16 protein-coding genes, 2 tRNA genes and 1 pseudogene are annotated in these 17,088 nt (G+C 65.8%); 8 read left to right on the forward strand and 11 right to left on the reverse strand.

Annotation, left to right across the window (positions count from 1 at the left end):
• A pseudogene (locus AC2VOU_RS10460) lies at positions 1 to 85 on the forward strand (enoyl-CoA hydratase); the annotation flags it as partial.
• A 22-nt stretch (positions 86 to 107) separates the two neighbouring features.
• On the opposite strand, the gene AC2VOU_RS10465 reads toward AC2VOU_RS10460, so the two are convergent.
• The 6 genes from AC2VOU_RS10465 to AC2VOU_RS10490 all read right to left on the reverse strand — a co-directional run bounded on the left by AC2VOU_RS10465 (position 108) and on the right by AC2VOU_RS10490 (position 7,451).
• On the reverse strand, positions 108 to 1,235 hold the full coding sequence (locus tag AC2VOU_RS10465) for a histidine phosphatase family protein (protein WP_486957318.1): 1,128 nt from the start codon (positions 1,233 to 1,235) through the stop codon (positions 108 to 110).
• A gap of 141 nt (positions 1,236 to 1,376) precedes the next feature.
• Entirely contained in the window at positions 1,377 to 2,195 is an 819-nt protein-coding gene (locus AC2VOU_RS10470; protein WP_486957319.1) for an HpcH/HpaI aldolase/citrate lyase family protein, read from the reverse strand.
• Positions 2,195 to 2,698, reverse strand: coding sequence for a MaoC family dehydratase (locus AC2VOU_RS10475; RefSeq protein WP_486957320.1), 504 nt, complete (start codon positions 2,696 to 2,698; stop codon positions 2,195 to 2,197). The genes AC2VOU_RS10470 and AC2VOU_RS10475 overlap by 1 nt, the downstream gene beginning before the upstream one ends.
• Before the next feature lie 58 nt (positions 2,699 to 2,756).
• Positions 2,757 to 3,917, reverse strand: coding sequence for an acyl-CoA dehydrogenase family protein (locus tag AC2VOU_RS10480; RefSeq protein ID WP_486957321.1), 1,161 nt, complete (start codon positions 3,915 to 3,917; stop codon positions 2,757 to 2,759).
• Positions 3,910 to 5,895, reverse strand: coding sequence for an acetyl/propionyl/methylcrotonyl-CoA carboxylase subunit alpha (locus AC2VOU_RS10485; protein ID WP_486957322.1), 1,986 nt, complete (start codon positions 5,893 to 5,895; stop codon positions 3,910 to 3,912). The genes AC2VOU_RS10480 and AC2VOU_RS10485 overlap by 8 nt, the downstream gene beginning before the upstream one ends.
• A 5-nt stretch (positions 5,896 to 5,900) precedes the next feature.
• Complete coding sequence (locus tag AC2VOU_RS10490; protein WP_486957323.1) at positions 5,901 to 7,451, reverse strand: carboxyl transferase domain-containing protein; 1,551 nt, start codon at positions 7,449 to 7,451, stop codon at positions 5,901 to 5,903.
• An 81-nt stretch (positions 7,452 to 7,532) separates the two neighbouring features.
• Here AC2VOU_RS10490 and AC2VOU_RS10495 point away from each other — a divergent pair, with 81 nt between their 5' ends.
• Positions 7,533 to 8,165, forward strand: a complete 633-nt coding sequence (locus tag AC2VOU_RS10495) for an SACE_7040 family transcriptional regulator (protein WP_486957324.1) — start codon at positions 7,533 to 7,535, stop codon at positions 8,163 to 8,165.
• Positions 8,166 to 8,241: 76 nt separating this feature from the next.
• The gene (locus AC2VOU_RS10500; RefSeq protein ID WP_486957325.1) at positions 8,242 to 8,991 is read left to right on the forward strand and encodes an MmpS family transport accessory protein; all 750 of its coding nucleotides are present in this window, start codon (positions 8,242 to 8,244) and stop codon (positions 8,989 to 8,991) included.
• Between the two features lie 3 nt (positions 8,992 to 8,994).
• Here AC2VOU_RS10500 and AC2VOU_RS10505 read toward each other — a convergent pair whose 3' ends face one another.
• Complete coding sequence (locus tag AC2VOU_RS10505; protein ID WP_486957326.1) at positions 8,995 to 10,317, reverse strand: MFS transporter; 1,323 nt, start codon at positions 10,315 to 10,317, stop codon at positions 8,995 to 8,997.
• 24 nt (positions 10,318 to 10,341) lie between these two features.
• On the opposite strand from AC2VOU_RS10505, the gene cmrA reads away from it, so the two are divergent.
• A complete protein-coding gene (gene cmrA / locus AC2VOU_RS10510; RefSeq protein ID WP_486957327.1) occupies positions 10,342 to 11,148 on the forward strand; it encodes a mycolate reductase in 807 nt (268 codons plus the stop codon).
• Between the two features lies 1 nt (position 11,149).
• Here cmrA and AC2VOU_RS10515 read toward each other — a convergent pair whose 3' ends face one another.
• Positions 11,150 to 12,688, reverse strand: coding sequence for a helicase HerA-like domain-containing protein (locus AC2VOU_RS10515; protein WP_486957331.1), 1,539 nt, complete (start codon positions 12,686 to 12,688; stop codon positions 11,150 to 11,152).
• Between the two features lie 118 nt (positions 12,689 to 12,806).
• On the opposite strand from AC2VOU_RS10515, the gene orn reads away from it, so the two are divergent.
• Together orn and AC2VOU_RS10525 are read left to right on the forward strand one after the other, a co-directional pair.
• Positions 12,807 to 13,454 carry an oligoribonuclease gene (gene orn, locus AC2VOU_RS10520; RefSeq protein WP_486957332.1) on the forward strand — a complete coding sequence of 216 codons (648 nt, stop codon included), beginning with the start codon at positions 12,807 to 12,809 and terminating at the stop codon, positions 13,452 to 13,454.
• A gap of 35 nt (positions 13,455 to 13,489) precedes the next feature.
• A tRNA-His gene (locus AC2VOU_RS10525) sits at positions 13,490 to 13,565 on the forward strand.
• A gap of 78 nt (positions 13,566 to 13,643) precedes the next feature.
• On the opposite strand, the gene AC2VOU_RS10530 is transcribed toward AC2VOU_RS10525, so the two are convergent.
• Positions 13,644 to 14,813 carry a L,D-transpeptidase gene (locus tag AC2VOU_RS10530; RefSeq protein WP_486957333.1) on the reverse strand — a complete coding sequence of 390 codons (1,170 nt, stop codon included), beginning with the start codon at positions 14,811 to 14,813 and terminating at the stop codon, positions 13,644 to 13,646.
• Positions 14,814 to 15,036: 223 nt separating this feature from the next.
• Here AC2VOU_RS10530 and AC2VOU_RS10535 point away from each other — a divergent pair.
• Positions 15,037 to 15,109: transfer RNA gene (locus AC2VOU_RS10535), tRNA-Lys, on the forward strand.
• Between the two features lie 347 nt (positions 15,110 to 15,456).
• On the opposite strand, the gene AC2VOU_RS10540 is transcribed toward AC2VOU_RS10535, so the two are convergent.
• On the reverse strand, positions 15,457 to 15,684 hold the full coding sequence (locus tag AC2VOU_RS10540) for a DUF3618 domain-containing protein (protein WP_486957328.1): 228 nt from the start codon (positions 15,682 to 15,684) through the stop codon (positions 15,457 to 15,459).
• Positions 15,685 to 15,802: 118 nt separating this feature from the next.
• Here AC2VOU_RS10540 and bcp point away from each other — a divergent pair, with 118 nt between their 5' ends.
• A complete protein-coding gene (gene bcp, locus AC2VOU_RS10545; RefSeq protein WP_486957329.1) occupies positions 15,803 to 16,276 on the forward strand; it encodes a thioredoxin-dependent thiol peroxidase in 474 nt (157 codons plus the stop codon).
• On the opposite strand, the gene AC2VOU_RS10550 is transcribed toward bcp, so the two are convergent.
• A partial coding sequence (locus AC2VOU_RS10550; protein WP_486957330.1) for a M20/M25/M40 family metallo-hydrolase occupies positions 16,273 to 17,088 on the reverse strand: 816 nt, incomplete at its 5' end. The two genes, bcp and AC2VOU_RS10550, sit on opposite strands and share 4 nt — an antisense overlap.

Here is a 17,088-nt window from a genome sequence, read left to right on the forward strand (position 1 = left end):
CAAGGACACCGAACTCGGGCCGCAGGCCACCTCGATACGGTCACCGGAATTCGCCGCCCGGTTGGCCGCGGCGCAACGTAGGTGAGTCGACGCCGCGCAGCCGCCGTTTAGGTCATCCCCAAGATCAACGAATCGAATGCTGCGTTGAACGACTGGCCGGCCGCGACATCGGCAGCCAGGTTCTGCACCGCGTACTCGACGTTGTCGGCTACCGATTCCGGGAATTGAGTCAGCGCGGCGTCGATGCTCTGGACGCCGGTCGCAAGCGCATCCTCGATCGTGGTCGGGTCGCCAGTCAGAGCGGCCTCGAAAACGTTGTAGGCCGCGATCTGCGGCGGCGTGATGACGTCACGCACGTCGACGACCAGCTGCGTCAACAAGCCCGGATCTTGGGGAATGGCTTGCCCGTCGAAGCTGACCAGCGTCCAGCCGTCGGTGGGATTGCCCTTGACTTCGACCACACCGGCATTGGACAGGAACGGCGTGGCGTCTCCGCTGGTCAACGAGTCGAGGAGGCGGGGAATGAAGATTGCCAGATCGGGGTTGTCGACGTTGAGCAGGACCCAGGTACTGATCGCGGCTTCGCCGGAGACCGCTACGTCGGTAACGCTGCCGTTCGCGCTCACGACAGGGTCGGCCACGGCGTCGCCGTACATCGTCTGCACAGCAGCGCCGACGCTTTGCTCGAAGTCCACGCCGTTGAAGTAGTTGGAGCCGGGCAGCGGCACGGACAGTAGTCCGAACGTCCACGCCGCCTCGGTCAGCTCGTAGAGGATGCCACCGGGTCCCGACAGCGGGTCGCCGGCATAGATCCCTCCGCCGATCTCGTTGAGCCCGGACAGACTCTGGGTGTTCATCTCCTCGAGCGCAGCCAGCGGCGCTGCCGTCTCGGGCATTCTGACGTTCTGCCCGGCGAAGATTCCCGCGACGCCGTTGGGCCCGCCCAGCTCGTCGTAGAGTTGGGTGCCCACTGCGCTGGCTTGTTCTTCGCCTACGGCACTGAGCGGAGACCCGGGAAGCACCTGCGATGCGACGGTGCTATTCCCGTTGACGGTCAGTCCGTGACGAACGAAGTCGATGACGATGTCCTCATCGCCGGCGACGAGCCGGATGTCCGACACGTGGACGGTGGACAACGGCGCCGTCGTGTTCGCGATGACCCCGGCAGCGGCCAGGACGACACCAGCGGCAACGTGACGAAGCCGCTTTCTCGCCAGATCATGTTGACGAGGCATCGCTCTGCCACCTTCGCTCGGTCTAAAGGTATTAGCCCAGAATCACCTGAGATTACCCTGACAATAGCCCAAGTATCGGCGTCGCGCCAGGCACTTTTCCCATCCGCCGGCCGCCCATCTGGCGCACAGCGGACGGGGCCGCTATGCGCCGGTGCGGGCAGCCAGTTGCACGATCCGCTCGGCTCGGTGCAACACCGGCGCGTCCACCATGACGCCGTCAAAAGCGAACACACCGCGTTCATCGACGGCCGCATCGAGAACGTGTCGCGCCCACTGCACCTGGTCCGGGGACGGGGCGTAGCCAGCCCGGATCACCGGCACCTGGCTCGGGTGGATAGCGACCTTCGCGTCGAAGCCCACGGCGACCGCGTCGTCGACCTCGCCGCGTAATCCCTCGAGGTTTTTGATGTCCAGATAGACCGAATCCAGCGCCAACCGGCCGTACGCCTTCGCGGCCAGCAACGACTGCGAGCGGACATACTGCGCCACGTCGCGGTAGCTGCCGTCCGGGTAGCGGTTGGCCGTGCCACCCAGGACCGCGAACAGGTCTTCGGCGCCCCACATCACCGCGACCGCGTTGTCGACCCGGGCGGTCTCGGTGACGGCCAGCGCGCCCAACGGGGACTCGACGAGCACAATCACATTGAGCGGCGCCAGCGCGCTGACATGTTCGGCTGCTTGGCATTTCGGCACCATGACGGTGTCGTACGGCGTGCGTTTCAGCGCCTGCAGATCCAGTTCCTGGTCTTCGGTGCCGAACTGGTTGACCCGCACCACGGTCCGCGACGGGTCCAGCGGGACGTCGACGAGAGACTTCCGCGCGGCGGGCCGGTCAGCGGCTGCACAACCGTCTTCGAGGTCGAGGATCACGACATCGGCTGCAACCGCGGCCTTTTCGTAGCGTTCATGGCGGTCGGCCGGGCAGAACAGCCAGGCCGGACCCGGGTTGCTCAACCCCATCAGTCGCCCGACCCTGGCGGCCGCATCCGCACCATGGTCTTGCGGGTGGCGGTGGCGACGACGTCGCCGTGCTGGTTGCGGCCGGTGTGCGCGAACGTGACGATGCCCTCGCCGCGCCGGCTCTTCGATGCCCGTTTTTCGACGATGACCGACTCGGCGTACAGCGTGTCGCCGTGGAAAAGCGGTTTGGGGAAGGCGATTTCGGAGAAGCCGAGATTGCCGACGATGGTGCCCTGAGTCAGCTGCGCCACCGACAGGCCCACCAGCGTCGAGAGCGTGAACATCGAGTTGACCAGCCGCTGGTTGAACGGCGGCAGCGCGTCGGAAAACGCGGCATCCAGGTGCAGTGCCTGGGTGTTCATCGTCAGCGTCGTGAACAACACGTTGTCGGCTTCGGTGATGGTCCGGCCCGGGCGGTGCAGATAGCGCACGCCGGTCTCGAACTCCTCGAACCACAAGCCGCGCTGGACTACCTCGCGTAGCTGCTGCTCACCGTTTGTCACAGGCCCAAGGTTCGTCTCGTTCCCGTCACTCACTACCGATCGTTCCGCTCACTCGACTTCACAGACCCACCTCGCGGGCGATCAACATCAGCTGCACCTCGGTGGTCCCCTCGCAGATCTCGAGAATCTTTCTGTCCCGGTAATGCCGGGCCACAGTGAATTCATTCATAAAGCCGTAGCCGCCGTGAATTTGGGTGGCGTCTCGGGCGTTGTCCATCGCCGCCTCGCTGGCGACCAGCTTGGCGATCGCCGCCTGCTTCTTGAAGGGCTTACCGGCCAGCATCAGTGCCGCGGCGTCGTAATAGGCGGTGCGGGCGGTGTGTGCGCGAGCCTCCATCCGGGCAATGGTGAACGCGATGGACTGGTAGCGCCCGATCGCCTGCCCGAACGCCTCGCGTTCGCGTGCGTACTTGACGCTCTCGTCGACGCAGCCCTGCGCAACGCCGGTGGACAGCGCCGCGATCGCGACGCGGCCCTCGTCGAGGATGCGCAGGAAGTTGGCGTAGCCGCGGCCGCGCTCCCCGAGCAGGTTCTCCTGCGGCACCCGCACGTCGTCGAAGCTCAGCGGATGAGTGTCGGAGGCATTCCAGCCGACCTTGTCGTAGGCGGGCTCCACGGTGAATCCCGGTGTGGGCGCCGGGACCAGGATCGACGAGATCTCCTTCTTGCCGTCCCGATCGCCGGTCACTGCGGTAACCGTGACGAGCTTGGTGATGTCGGTGCCGGAGTTGGTGATGAATTGCTTGGAGCCGTTGATCACCCACTGACCGTCGTCGAGTCGGGCAGTGGTCTTGGTCGCGCCGGCGTCGGTGCCGCCACCGGGCTCGGTGAGGCCGAAGGCACCCAGCGCGCGTCCACTGGTCAACTGCGGCAACCATTCCCGCTTCTGGGCGTCGGTGCCGAAACGGTAAACCGGCATGGCGCCCAACGAGACACCGGCCTCCAGGGTGATCGCCACGCTCTGGTCGACCTTGCCCAGTTCCTCCAGCGCCAGGCACAGGGCGAAGTAGTCGCCGCCCATGCCGCCCCACTCTTCGGGAAACGGAAGCCCGAACAGACCCATCTCGGCCATCCCGGCCACCACTTCGTAGGGGAAGGAGTGTTCGGCATCGTGCTTGGCGGCCACCGGCGCGACCATGTTCTGGGCGAAGTCGCGCACCGTCTTGGCCAGCTGTTGGTATTCGTCCGGCAGCGTCCCGGTCGACAGAAAATCAGTCATGCTCTCCCACTTTCGCCGCAATTCGGGCCAGCGGCTGACCCACCTTGACCTGATCGCCGGCCGCGACCAGAAGTTCGACGATCCCGTCGACCGGCGCCGTCAGCGCATGCTCCATCTTCATCGCCTCGACGGTCACCACGACGGCGCCCGACTCGACCTCGGCGCCGTCTTCGACGCCGACCGCGACGACCGCGCCGGGCATCGGGCTGACCAGTTCGGCGTCGCCGCTGTGCTCCTCGTCTTCGCGGACCGGCGCTTCACGTACCTCGTCGAGCACCGCGAAGACCCCGTCGCCGGCCAGCCATACCTTGCTGTCCTGCGCCGCGACGGTGTAGCTGATACGCAGCCCGTCGAGCGTCACCGTCAGCTGGTTACCTGCCAACGTCGCTCGCAGCGAACGGGATTCACCGTCTTCGACGCGAACCTGGGCGGCGTCAGGGTGACCGACGATATGCACGTGGTCGGCGCGCTCGCCGGATCGCAGCCGGGTGCTCACCGGCGCCCGGCCCCCGATGCGCCATCCGGATGGCACGTCCCACAGATCTGCGCCCGGCGCGGGAAAGCGTCGCAACCATCGGAATGCCGCCGCGGCGACGAACAGTTCGTCGGAGGGTTCGGCAGCCACGAAGTCGCCGGCGCGACGGTCGAGCAGCCCGGTGTCGAGCCGACCGGCGACCACGTCGGGGTCGGCCAGCAAGAAGCGGGCGAATTCGATGTTGGTGACCACCCCGAGCACCGCGGTGCCGGCCAGGGCCCGGTCCAGGGTGCGTAGTGCTGCGGCCCGGTCAGGGCCGTGCGCAATGACTTTCGCCAGCATGGGGTCGTAGTCGCTGCCGACGACCATCCCGGCGGTCAGGCCCGAGTCGACGCGCACGCCGACCGCATCGGGTTCCGTCACCGCCAGCACGTCGCCGCCGGTGGGCAGGAAACCGTGGGCCGGATCCTCGGCGTAGACCCGCGCTTCGATCGCGTGGCCGCGCAATGCAATATCGGCTTGCTCGACGGTGAGCTTCTCCCCTGCCGCGATGCGGATCTGCCACTCGACAAGATCCCACCCGGTCACCAATTCGGTGACGGGATGCTCGACCTGAAGCCGGGTGTTCATCTCCATGAAGAAGAACTCGTCCGGACGGTCGGCGGAGACGATGAATTCCACCGTGCCCGCCCCGGTGTAATCCACGCTGCGAGCGGTATCGCACGCGGCGGCGCCGATCCGCGCGCGGGTCTGGGCATCCAGCAGCGGCGACGGCGCCTCCTCGATGACTTTTTGATGACGACGCTGCAGACTGCACTCGCGCTCGCCGAAGTGCACCACGTTGCCGTGCGCGTCGGCCAGCACCTGTACCTCGATATGCCTGGGGCGCAGCACAAATCGCTCCAGGAACAGGGTGTCGTCGCCGAATGCGGCCGCGGACTCACGACGAGCGCTGACCAACGCGGCCGGCAAGTCGGCCGGTTGCTCGACCATCCGCATGCCCTTGCCGCCGCCACCGGCGGACGGCTTGATCAGGACCGGATAGCCGACCTCGTCGGCGGCGGCGATCAGGTCTGCGTCGCTCAGGCCGGGCCGCGCGATCCCGGGAACGACCGGCACCCCGGAGGCCGACACCGTGCCCTTCGCCGCGATTTTGTCGCCCATCGTCTGGATGGCGCCCACCGGCGGGCCGATGAACGCGATTCCGGCCTTCTCCAGCGCCACCGCGAAATCAGCGTTCTCCGAGAGGAATCCGTAGCCGGGGTGCACGGCCTGAGCGCCAGCGCGCCGCGCCGCGTCGACGATCGCGGCGACACAGAGGTAGCTGTCTCGGGCCGCCGCCGGGCCGATGGCGATCGCCACGTCGGCCTCGGCCACGTGCCGCGCGTCGACATCGGCGTCGCTGTACACCGCGACCGAGCGAATGCCCATCGCCTTGAGCGTGCGAATCACCCGCACGGCGATCTCGCCGCGGTTGGCCACCAGGACGGTGTGAAATCCCATCGCGCTCACATCCGGAAGACGCCGTAGGAGACCGGTCCGACCGGTGCGGTGGACGCCACCGAAAGCGCCAGTCCGACAACAGTTCGGGTGTCTGCTGGGTCGATCACGCCGTCGTCCCAGAGCCGGGCCGTCGAATAATACGGGTTACCCTGATGTTCGTATTGGGCGCGGATCGGGGCTTTCAACGCTTCTTCCTCCTCGGCGGTCATCTCACCGCGCACGGTCGCCAGCACCGAGGCCGCCTGCTCACCGCCCATGACCGAGATCCGTGCATTGGGCCACATCCACAAAAAGCGTGGCGAATACGCCCGCCCGCACATGGAATAGTTTCCCGCGCCGTAAGACCCGCCGATCACCACCGTGAGCTTGGGCACCCGTGCACAGGCCACCGCGGTCACCATCTTCGCACCGTGTTTGGCGATCCCGCCGGCTTCGTATTCGCGGCCGACCATGAACCCGGAGATATTCTGCAGGAACAGCAGCGGCACCATCCGCTTGTCGCACAATTCGATGAAATGTGCACCCTTGACCGCAGATTCGGAAAACAACACACCGTTGTTGGCCACGATGCCGACTGGGTGGCCGTGGATGTGGGCGAACCCGGTGACCAGCGTGGTGCCGTAGTCGGCTTTGAACTCGACGAACTCGCCACCGTCGACCAGTCGGTCGATGACGTTGTGCACGTCGTAGGGAATCCGGGGGTCGACGGGAACCACGTCATAGAGCTCGGACTGGTCGGCGATCGGGTCCACCGCGGGCCGCACGTCCCAGATCCGCGGTTCGCGCGGGCCCAGCGTCGAGACGATGCGCCGGACGATCCGCAACGCATCGCGGTCGTCGTGCGCGAGATGGTCGGTGACGCCGGAAGTCTTCGAATGCAATTCTCCCCCACCGAGATCCTCGGCCGAGACCACTTCCCCGGTGGCCGCCTTCACCAGCGGCGGGCCGCCCAGGAAGATGGTGCCCTGGTTACGCACGATCACGGCTTCGTCGCTCATCGCCGGAACGTACGCACCGCCCGCCGTGCACGATCCCAGCACCGCGGCAATCTGCGGGATGCCCTGTGCGCTGAGATTGGCCTGGTTGTAGAAGATTCGGCCGAAATGCTCGCGGTCGGGGAATACCTCGTCCTGCCGCGGCAGGAACGCACCGCCGGAGTCGACCAGATAGATGCAGGGCAGTCGATTCTGGCTCGCGATCTCCTGGGCGCGCAGATGCTTTTTCACCGTAATCGGGTAGTAGGTACCACCTTTGACGGTCGCGTCATTGGCCACGATCATGCATTCACGGCCGGAGATCCGGCCGACTCCGGTGATGATGCCGGCGCCGGGGCACTCGTCGTCGTACATTCCATCGGCGGCCAGCGGCGCGATTTCGAGCAGCGGGCTACCGGGATCGAGCAGTCCATCGACGCGATCGCGCGGCAACAACTTGCCGCGGTCGACATGGCGGGCGCGGGAACGGGGCGAGCCGCCCAGTGCCGCTGACGCAAGCTTGCACCGCAACTGCTCCACAAGAGCGTTGTGCGCGTTGCGGTTTTCCGCCGGTGAGGTCATCGGTCACACGCCAATTTCGGTTAATGGTCACTAACTCGTGCTATGTTAGTGGGGATTAACCGAACTGTCCAGGGAGGCGCGATGGCGGCGACCGCTCCGGCGAACCACGGCGACCCCGACGCTGCGCCGAACCCCCGCAGCCGACGCAAATCGGATCGCCGCCTGCAATTGCTCGGCGCCGCCGAGCGGCTGTTCGCCGAGCGCGGCTTCCTCGCGGTTCGCCTCGAAGATATCGGCGCCGCAGCCGGAGTCAGCGGTCCCGCGATCTACCGGCACTTCCCCAACAAAGAGTCGCTGCTGGTCGAGTTGCTGGTCGGCATTAGCACCAGGCTGCTCGCCGGCGCGCGGGAAGTCCGGTTGCGCGAAACCGACGCGGCCGCGGCGCTGGACGGGCTGATCGACTTCCATCTCGACTTCGCCCTGGGCGAGCCGGACCTCATCCGGATCCAGGACCGCGACCTCGCCCATCTCCCGGCTACCGCGGAGCGCCAGGTGCGGCGCGCCCAGCGTCAGTACGTCGAAGTCTGGGTGGGCGTGTTGCGCCACCTCGAACCGGGGCTCGCCGAGGCCGACGCCCGACTGATGGCGCATGCCGTGTTCGGGCTGCTCAACTCCACGCCGTACAGCCTGAAACCAGACTGCGGCGTACGGTCGCGGGCGGTGCTGCGCGCGATGACGGTGGCCGCGTTGACCGTGGTCGCAGCATCGGTGTGACCAGCACTTCCGGCGTCCGTCAGACATTTCGGCGCCGACGGTTGCGCTGCAGGTACGCTGCAGAAATGAGGTGGGTATGAGCGATCGACGTCATCTCGGGCACACGCGTTCGGCGCAAGATCAGACTGAGCAAACCCAACGCCTGAGCCAGCCGTACCAGCCCTATGCGGATCCGGCCTACAGTTCCCAGCCGACTTATCCGCCGCCGTATTACTCCGATGCGTCTTACGATCCCAATTCGGCAAACCCGACCGACAGACTGCCGCAATATTGGCGGCAGGGTCAGCCGCCCCCGAATCAGCCGCCGCAAGAGCCCGAGCCGGGAAAGCCCAGGACGCCGCGCTGGCTGTGGATCGCCGCGGCCGCGGCGGTGGTGCTGGTGGCCGGGCTGGTCATCGCGTTGGTGATCGCCAACGGCACGGGCCGAAGGCAGACCGCGGTGCCGGCGCTGCCGTCGACGCCTAACTCGCAGAAACCCGTCCCGGTGGTGCCCCACTCACCGTCGCAGTCGGCCCAGGCGCCCAAGCCAGGCACCACCGAGCCGGGTCAGCCGGCCGGCCCGGGCGCGATGCAGACCGTGATCTACAACGTCATGGGTGACGGCCGCGCCATCAGCATCACCTACGTGGACACCGACGGGATGATGCAGACCGAGTTCAACGTCGCGTTGCCGTGGACCAAGGAGGTCAGCTTGGCCGAGTCCGGCAGCAAAACGCCCTCTGTCACGATCGTCAACATCGGACATGACGTCACGTGCACGGTCACTGCGGATGGGTTGGAGATCAGCCACCGCAGCGGCGCCGGGCTGACGATCTGCAACGGCTGAGGCTCAGTCGGCCAGCGCCATCCGGTGCGGGGCCCGCACCAGCATCAGGCCCACCAGCCCGACGATCATGACCAGACACAGGCCGCCCATTCCGGCCCGCACCGCACCGAAGACGTCGACGAACACCGAGAACAGCCACGGCCCCACGAAGGACACCGCACGCCCGGTCATCGTGTAGAGGCCGAAAGCCACGCCTTCCTTGCCGTCGCTGGACATCCGCAGCAGCAAAGTGCGGGCCGACGCCTGGGCTGGCCCGATGAACAGGCACAGCAACAGCCCGGTGGCCCAGAACGCGCGCGGCCCCGACAGCGCCATCATCGCCAAAGCAGCGCCAATGATGCAGGCCAGCGATCCGACGATGACGGGTTTCGAGCCGATCCGGTCGTCGAGGAATCCGCCGACAACGGCGCCCAGCGCGGCCACCACGCTGGCGGCTACCCCGAAGATCAGGACAGCGTCGGGCGCGATCCCGTAGGCGCTGACGCCGACCACCCCGCCAAAGGTGAACACACCGGCCAGACCGTCTCGAAAGATCGCCGACGAAAGCAGGTAGTAGACCAGATTGCGATCTCGACGCCACTCGCCAACCAGGTCCTGCCAGAGCTTGCGGTAGCCACCCAGCGCGCTATGGGTGGGGATGGCTGCGCTCGACGACGGAAAATTGTGCGCAGTCAGCAGCAGCGGCGTCGCAAACGTCACGAACCAGCCGGCCGCGACCAGCATCGCGATCCGGACGTTCATCCCGTCGCCCACCGGCAGGTGCAGAAATCCGCGGGTGGGCCCCTTCCCGTCGATGCAGCCGAAGTAGACCACCAGTAACAACCCGACGCTGCCGACGAACGCGGCGGCCAGGCCGAAACCGGAGATCCGCCCGGAGTTGTCCCGCGTCGTGAGCTGTCGCAGCATCGCGTTGTACGGAACGCTGGCCAGGTCGCCGCACGCCGCACCGAGCGCGAGCAAGGTCAGCCCCGCCCACAAGTAGTCCGGTCGCTCACGGATCAGGCTCATCGCGCTGACCAAGGCCACCACCAGGCCGGTCAGCACGGTCAGTGTGAGGCGGCGCCGCCGGGGGTTCTCCACCCAGACACCGATCACCGGCGCCAACACCGCGATGGACAGCCCGGCGATCGCCAAGGCCCGGCCCAGCCAGCTTGCCGGCGTAACGCCACCTGGCAGGCCTTTGCCGACGGCACCGGTGAGATAGACCGAGAACACGAAGGTAACCACGACGGCGCTCACACCCGCCGAACCGGTGTCCCACAGCGCCCACGCCACCGCTTGCGACCGCTTGGTGCCGGGTGGAACGTGGCTGCTGGATTCAGACATCGTTGGTCTGTCTACCATTGGCGCATGCCGGTCCCCGCTCCCAGCCCCGATGCTCGCGCAGTTGTAACCGGGGCTTCACAGAACATCGGCGCGGCGCTGGCCACCGAATTGGCCGCTCGCGGCCACAATCTGATCATCACAGCGCGGCGCGAAGATCAGCTCAACGCGCTGGCCGGCAGCCTGGGCGACAAGTACGGCGTCACCGTTGAAGTGCGGCCCGCTGATCTCTCCGACACCGCCGAACGGTCAAAGCTGCTCGACGAGTTGGCCACCCGGAACGTCTCGATCTTGTGCGCCAATGCCGGGACCGCGACCTTCGGGCCGGTCGCCACGCTCGACCCCGCGGTCGAGCGTGCCCAGGTACAGCTGAATGCGGTCGCGGTGCACGACATGGTGTTGACGGTGCTGCCGGGCATGCTCGAGCGCAGAGCCGGCGGCATCTTGATTTCCGGTTCGGCAGCCGGTAATTCGCCGATCCCCTACAACGCGACGTACGCGGCGACCAAGGCGTTTGCGAATACCTTCAGCGAGTCGCTGCGTGGCGAACTTCGCAAAACCGGTGTGCACGTTACGGTTTTGGCACCCGGCCCGGTACGCACCGAACTACCGGGCCCGGCTGACGTGTCGATCGTCGAAAAGCTGGTACCCAATTTCCTGTGGATCTCCACCGAATACACCGCGAAGAAATCGCTGGATGCACTGGCGCACAACAAGATGCGCATCGTACCCGGGGTGACGTCCAAGGCGATGTCTGCAGCCAGCCAGTACTCACCGCGCGCGATCGTGGCGCCGATCGTCGGACGCTTCTACAAGAAAATGGGCGGCGGCTGACCTAGCGACGGCGTTTGCTGCCGCCCCCGAACATGCCGCGGATGAGCTCGGTGCCGAGCACCTTGAGGAAGTTCTGGAAGCCGCGACTGTTGACGAATCGACCGAACCAGCCAGGCTTTTTGGCCGCCTCGGGCGCCTTCTTCGACCCCGTCGGCCGCGACGGTTGTTCGGCTTGCGCCTTGGCCTTTTCGGCTTCGATTTTCTCGTAGGCGGATTCGCGGTCCTTGGTCTCGCCGTACGTTGCCTGCAGGGGACTGCCCTTGGCGGCCGCGCTGATCGCCTCGTCTCCCAGGGCGGCCATCAACGACCGGGGCGAGCGCAGCCTGGTCCAAGCCACCGGGGTCGGGGCGCCGCGTTCGGAGAGCACAGTGACCACCGCTTCGCCGATGCCCAGTGACGTCAGCGCCGACGCCAGGTCGTAGACATCGGTTTTCGGGTAGGTACGGACGGTCCTCGTCAGCGCTTTCTGGTCGTCCGGAGTGAACGCCCGCAGCGCGTGCTGGATGCGCGCGCCCAATTGAGAGAGCACCTCGTTGGGCACATCGGTCGGCAGCTGCGTGCAAAAGAACACCCCGACCCCGCGCGAGCGGATCAGCTTGACCGTCTGCTCGACCTGCTCCAGGAACGCCTTGGACGCTTCATTGAACAGCAGATGGGACTCGTCGAAAAAGAACACCAGCTTGGGTTTGTCGACGTCGCCGATTTCGGGCAGGGTCCGGAAAAGATCGGACAGCACCCACATCAGAAAGGTGGAGAACAGCACCGGTCGGGCCGCTTGAGCACCGAGTTCCAGCAACGAGATCACGCCACGACCCTTGTCGTCGAAACGCAAGAGATCCGTGGGCTTTAACTCTGGCTCGCCGAAGAACGTGTCGGCGCCTTCAGCCTCGAGGTTGACCAGCGCACGCAGGATGACCCCCGCCGTCGTCGCAGAAACACCGCCCAGCGACTTCAAATCCGCCTTGCCTTCGTCGCTGGTGAGCTTGGCGATCACCGCGCGCAGGTCCTTCAGGTCCAACAACTCGTAGTTGTTCTGCTCGGCGTAGTGAAAGATCAACCCCAGAGTAGATTCCTGGGTAGCATTGAGCCCCAATACCTTTGACAACAAAATCGGCCCGAAGCTGGCGATCGTGGCCCGCACTGGAACGCCGATGCCCTTGGTGCCCAACGACAGAAAGTCCACCGGGTAGGCAGTGGGCGTCCAGTCGTCACCGGTCTCCTTGGTGCGCTCGGTGATCTTGTCGTTACTCTGGCCCGGTCGCGACAGGCCGGACAGGTCACCTTTGACGTCGGCCATCAGCACCGGCACGCCCGCCGCGGAAAGCTGCTCGGCGATCACCTGCAGCGTCTTGGTCTTTCCGGTCCCGGTCGCGCCGGCCACCAGGCCGTGGCGGTTGACGGTGGCCAGCGGGATGCGGATTTGCGCAGCCGGGTCCACGTTGCCGTCGACGACGACGGCGCCCAGTTCCAGAGCCTGCCCCCCGACGGCGTAGCCAGCCGCGATCTGCTGTGCCGGGGTCGCTGCCGATTCAGTGCCCATAAGACCCTTGTCACTCCCGGAGTCGCCGTGGTCGAAGATCACGCATGACCTTACTGGCTGACGCGGCCGGGCGGGGTGGCTGCAGCCTGCCCAGCTAACTTTGCCTACTGTGAACGCTGTGCGGGACGAATTGGTATGGATCGACTGCGAAATGACCGGGCTGGACCTGGGCTCGGACAAATTGATCGAGATCGCCGTCCTGGTGACCGACGGCGAACTCAATATTCTCGGTGACGGACTCGACATGGTCATCCATGCCGAGGACGCCGCGTTGAATTCGATGGTCGACGTGGTCACCGAGATGCACACCCGCTCCGGTCTCATCGACGAGGTGCGGGCGTCCACCGTGGATCTCGCGACCGCGGAGGCTGCGGCGCTCGACTACATCCGTCAGCACGTCAAGCAGGCCAAAACGGCGCCGCTGGCCGGTAACTCGATCGCCACCGACCGCGGCTTCATCGCGCGGGACATGCCGGCCCTGGACTCGTTTCTGCACTATCGGATGATCGATGTGAGCTCGATCAAAGAACTGTGCCGCCGCTGGTATCCACGGATCTACTACGGTCAGCCGTCCAAGGGACTGGCGCACCGCGCGCTGGCCGATATCCACGAGTCCATCCGCGAGTTGAGGTACTACCGGAGCACTGCGTTCGTGCCCCAGCCCGGGCCCACGACCAGCGAGATCGGCGCTGTCGCCGCCGAGCTCGGTGTCGACTCGGCCGCGCCGGAGGGAGCGGATTCGGCCGCCGACGGCCCGAGCCGCTAGTATCGACGACGCCGCTTCTCGGTTTGGCGGCGATGGTGGCTGTAGTTCAGTTGGTAGAGCGTCAGGTTGTGATCCTGAATGTCGCGGGTTCGAGTCCCGTCAGTCACCCCAAATGGCTCAGCGGGCATTTTGGCCCTCTGACCTATTTCTTTTGCCGGCCCCCTCGCGCCCTTGCCTCCTGAGCAGACGTCACGCGTTGGCGTTGCCGGCGTGCCACTGATCCCATGGGATGTTCCAGTCACCGAGGCCTTCGGTGCCCGACAGCGGCGGTCCGATCGTGTTGAGCACCTCGACGATGTCACCGCGTTTGGTGTGTTCGAAGAACCACTGCGCGTTGCTCGGGCTCACGTTGAGGCAGCCGTGGCTGGTGTTGGCGTGGCCCTGCGCGCCCACCGACCAGGGGGCCGCGTGCACGAAGACGCCGCTGTAGGACATCTGGGTGGCGAAATCGACCTCGGTGCGGTAGCCGTTGGGCGAGTTGACCGGCACGCCGTAGGTCGACGAGTCCATGATCATGTGCGCAAATCGCACACCAATGATGTAGGTCCCGCTTGCCGTCGGTGTGCTGTCTTTGCCCATCGACGTCGGCATGGTTTTGACAACTTCACCGTTGACACGAACCGTCACCATTTTGGTGTTGTCATCGGCCGTCGCGATGACCTCGTCACCGATGGTGAAGTGGGTGTGGGCGTTGTCCTGACCGAATACCCCGTCGCCGAGGTTGACCCCGTAGGTGTTGACCGCGACATCGACGTTGGTTCCCGGCTTCCAAAAATGCTCAGGACGCCAACGGACTTCGCGATTGTTCAGCCAGTAGAACGCACCCTCGACGGGCGGATCGGTGGTCACCTGGATCGCCTTCTCGGCGGCTTGGCGGTCCGCGATGTTCTCGTCGAACTGAACGGCGACTGGCTCGCCGACGCCCACCACCTCGCCGTCACTCGGTCGGGGGTAGGGCATCGCCAGGTTATGCGGCGAATGAGTCTGGAACGACACCTGCAGGGTGGCCACACCGCCCAACCCGCGAGCCTTGGCGGTCAGCGTGTAGAGCCGGTTGTACTTCAGCCGCTCGGTGCTGGCCCAGTGCACGCCATCGGTGCTGAGTTGACCGTCGACCGTGCCACCGTTTTCGTTGACCATATCGACCGAGGCCAGCACGCCGCTGCCCGCGCTCACCGTGATCGGGCTGTCGACCGCGACGCCTACCGCGCCATCGGTGACCGATGCCGTGAGTTTGGGGACCATCAGGTCGCTGAACGGCGTGGCTTTGTCCATGATCGCCTTGGGCTGGGCAGCGCCGCCGTTGCCACTACAGGCCGCGGCGCCGAAAACGACGAGCGGCACTATCAGCACGGCCAGCCAGCGCTGAACACCATGCCGAAACCCGTTGAAGCGACCAGACACCTGCCGTGTATCCCCTCGAGACATGTGACGACCTGTTACGGCCGAGCATTCTGTTACTCACGAGCATTGTAGGGCGCGGGCGAGGTCAGGTGTCGCCACCGATCAATCCCACACGCGGCGATTTCGTCCGTCGACGGATTGACTGTTATTGTCGCAACCGCAGTTCGGCAGGACGCACGCGCCGTTAGCTCAGTTGGTAGAGCAGCTGACTCTTAATCAGCGGGTCCGGGGTTCGAAACCCTGACGGCGCACTCACTGACCAATAGGGCATCGTGTGTACGCCGCGGTGCGGCCGTGATACCGGCACGATCCACAGGATTCCCACAGCTGCTCGAAACTCTCAGTTTTCCGTTGACGGTTAGCGTGAAGCATCACCGCAAGGTGGCCGGAAGGAGCAGTTGTGTGCCACTACGTAGTCAGCATCGAATTCGACGACGGTCAGATCGCAACCACGAAGCACACGTCGCCTCGTGATGTCCGGGCCATATTGGCGGAACTCATCAATGACTTGACCGACCAGGACAGTATCGAACACTTCCGGTCAGTCACTGTGACTCAAGCCGCATAGACACGTCTAGCGGCCCTTCGGGAATCGCGCCTACCGGTGACGGACCCGACGCACCGTCACAACGACTACCAGCACTGCGATACCCGCCAGCGATGCCGCGACTGCCGGCTTCTTGACGAAGCCGATCGCACGGGCCTTGGCGTCGTCGGCGAGTCGGCGGGGATTGGCCCGCACAGCCAGTGAGTCGACGGTCGCCGCGAGTTGGTCACGCGCCTTGTCGATCTCCTGCTTGATGGTGTCGGGGTCCCGCTCCGCCACTCTCGTCCTCCCTGTCGTCGGCGCACCCAGACCAGGCTCGGTCTAAGTTGGTGCCTGCCGACCTACCCTAGATCAGCCGGCTCTCATCAGACTGGCCGGTGAACAGAAAGGCAGCTCCGTGACCGATACCGCGCGCCTCGCGCCGGGCGACAAAGCGCCCGCCTTCACCCTTCCCGACGCCGACGGCAACAAAGTCTCACTCGCCGACCACAAAGGCCGTCGCGTGATCGTCTACTTCTACCCGGCGGCGTCGACCCCCGGCTGCACCAAGCAGGCCTGCGACTTCCGCGACAGCCTGAATGAGCTCAACGGGGCCGGCCTCGACGTCATCGGGATCTCCCCCGACAAGCCGGAGAAGCTGGCCAAGTTCCGTGACGCCGAGGGGTTGACGTTTCCCCTGCTGTCCGACCCCGAGCGCACGGTGCTGACCGCCTACGGCGCCTACGGCGAGAAGAAGATGTACGGCAAAACCGTCCAGGGCGTCATTCGCTCGACGTTCGTCGTCGACGAGAACGGCAAGATCGCCGAGGCCCAGTACAACGTCAAGGCCACCGGACACGTGGCCAAGCTGCGCCGCGAACTCGACGTTTAGCCGAGATTCTCCAGCAGTAGCGCCTCGGCGGTCGCGGTCCGCTCCAGCACGCCCAGATGCAGGCTCTCGTTGACGCTGTGCGCCTGGGTGCCGGGATCTTCGACACCGGTCACCAGAATCGCCGCATCCGGGTAGGCGGCGGCGAACTCGGCAATGAACGGGATCGAGCCGCCCATGCCCATCTCAACCGGCTCAGTCCCCCATGCCTGCCGGAACGCGGCGCGGGCGGCGTCGTAGGCGGGCCCTTCGACGTTGATGGAGTACGGCTGACCGATGTCGCCTGGTGTGACGCTCACCTGGGCGCCCCACGGGGCGTGCTGCTCCAGGTGGGCGCGCAAGGCTTGCAGGTGCGCGGCGGCGTCACCGCCCGGCGCGACCCGGATGCTCACTTTGGCCCGGGCGCGCGGGATCAGCGTGTTCGACGCTGCCGCAATCGAAGTCGTGTCGATCCCGATGACGGTGATCGCGGGCTTGGCCCACATGCGTTGTGGCACCGAACCGGAACCGATTTCGCTGACCCCGGGTAGCAGCCCCGACTCCACGCGGACCCGGTCAGCGGGGTAATCGACCGCGGCCGCTTTACTTTCGTGCAGACCGGCCACCGCGACATTTCCGGCGTCATCATGCAGGCTGGCCAGCAGACGCACCAGCACGCTCAGGGCATCGGGTACCACCCCGCCCCACAGCCCGGAGTGCAGGCCGTGATCGAGGGTGGCCACCTCGACCACACAGTCGGCCAGCCCGCGCAGCGACACCGTCAGCGCCGGCACCTCGGTGCTCCAGTTGTCCGAATCGGCGATGACGATCACGTC

Source organism: Mycobacterium sp. TH-M25 (genome assembly GCF_057473665.1).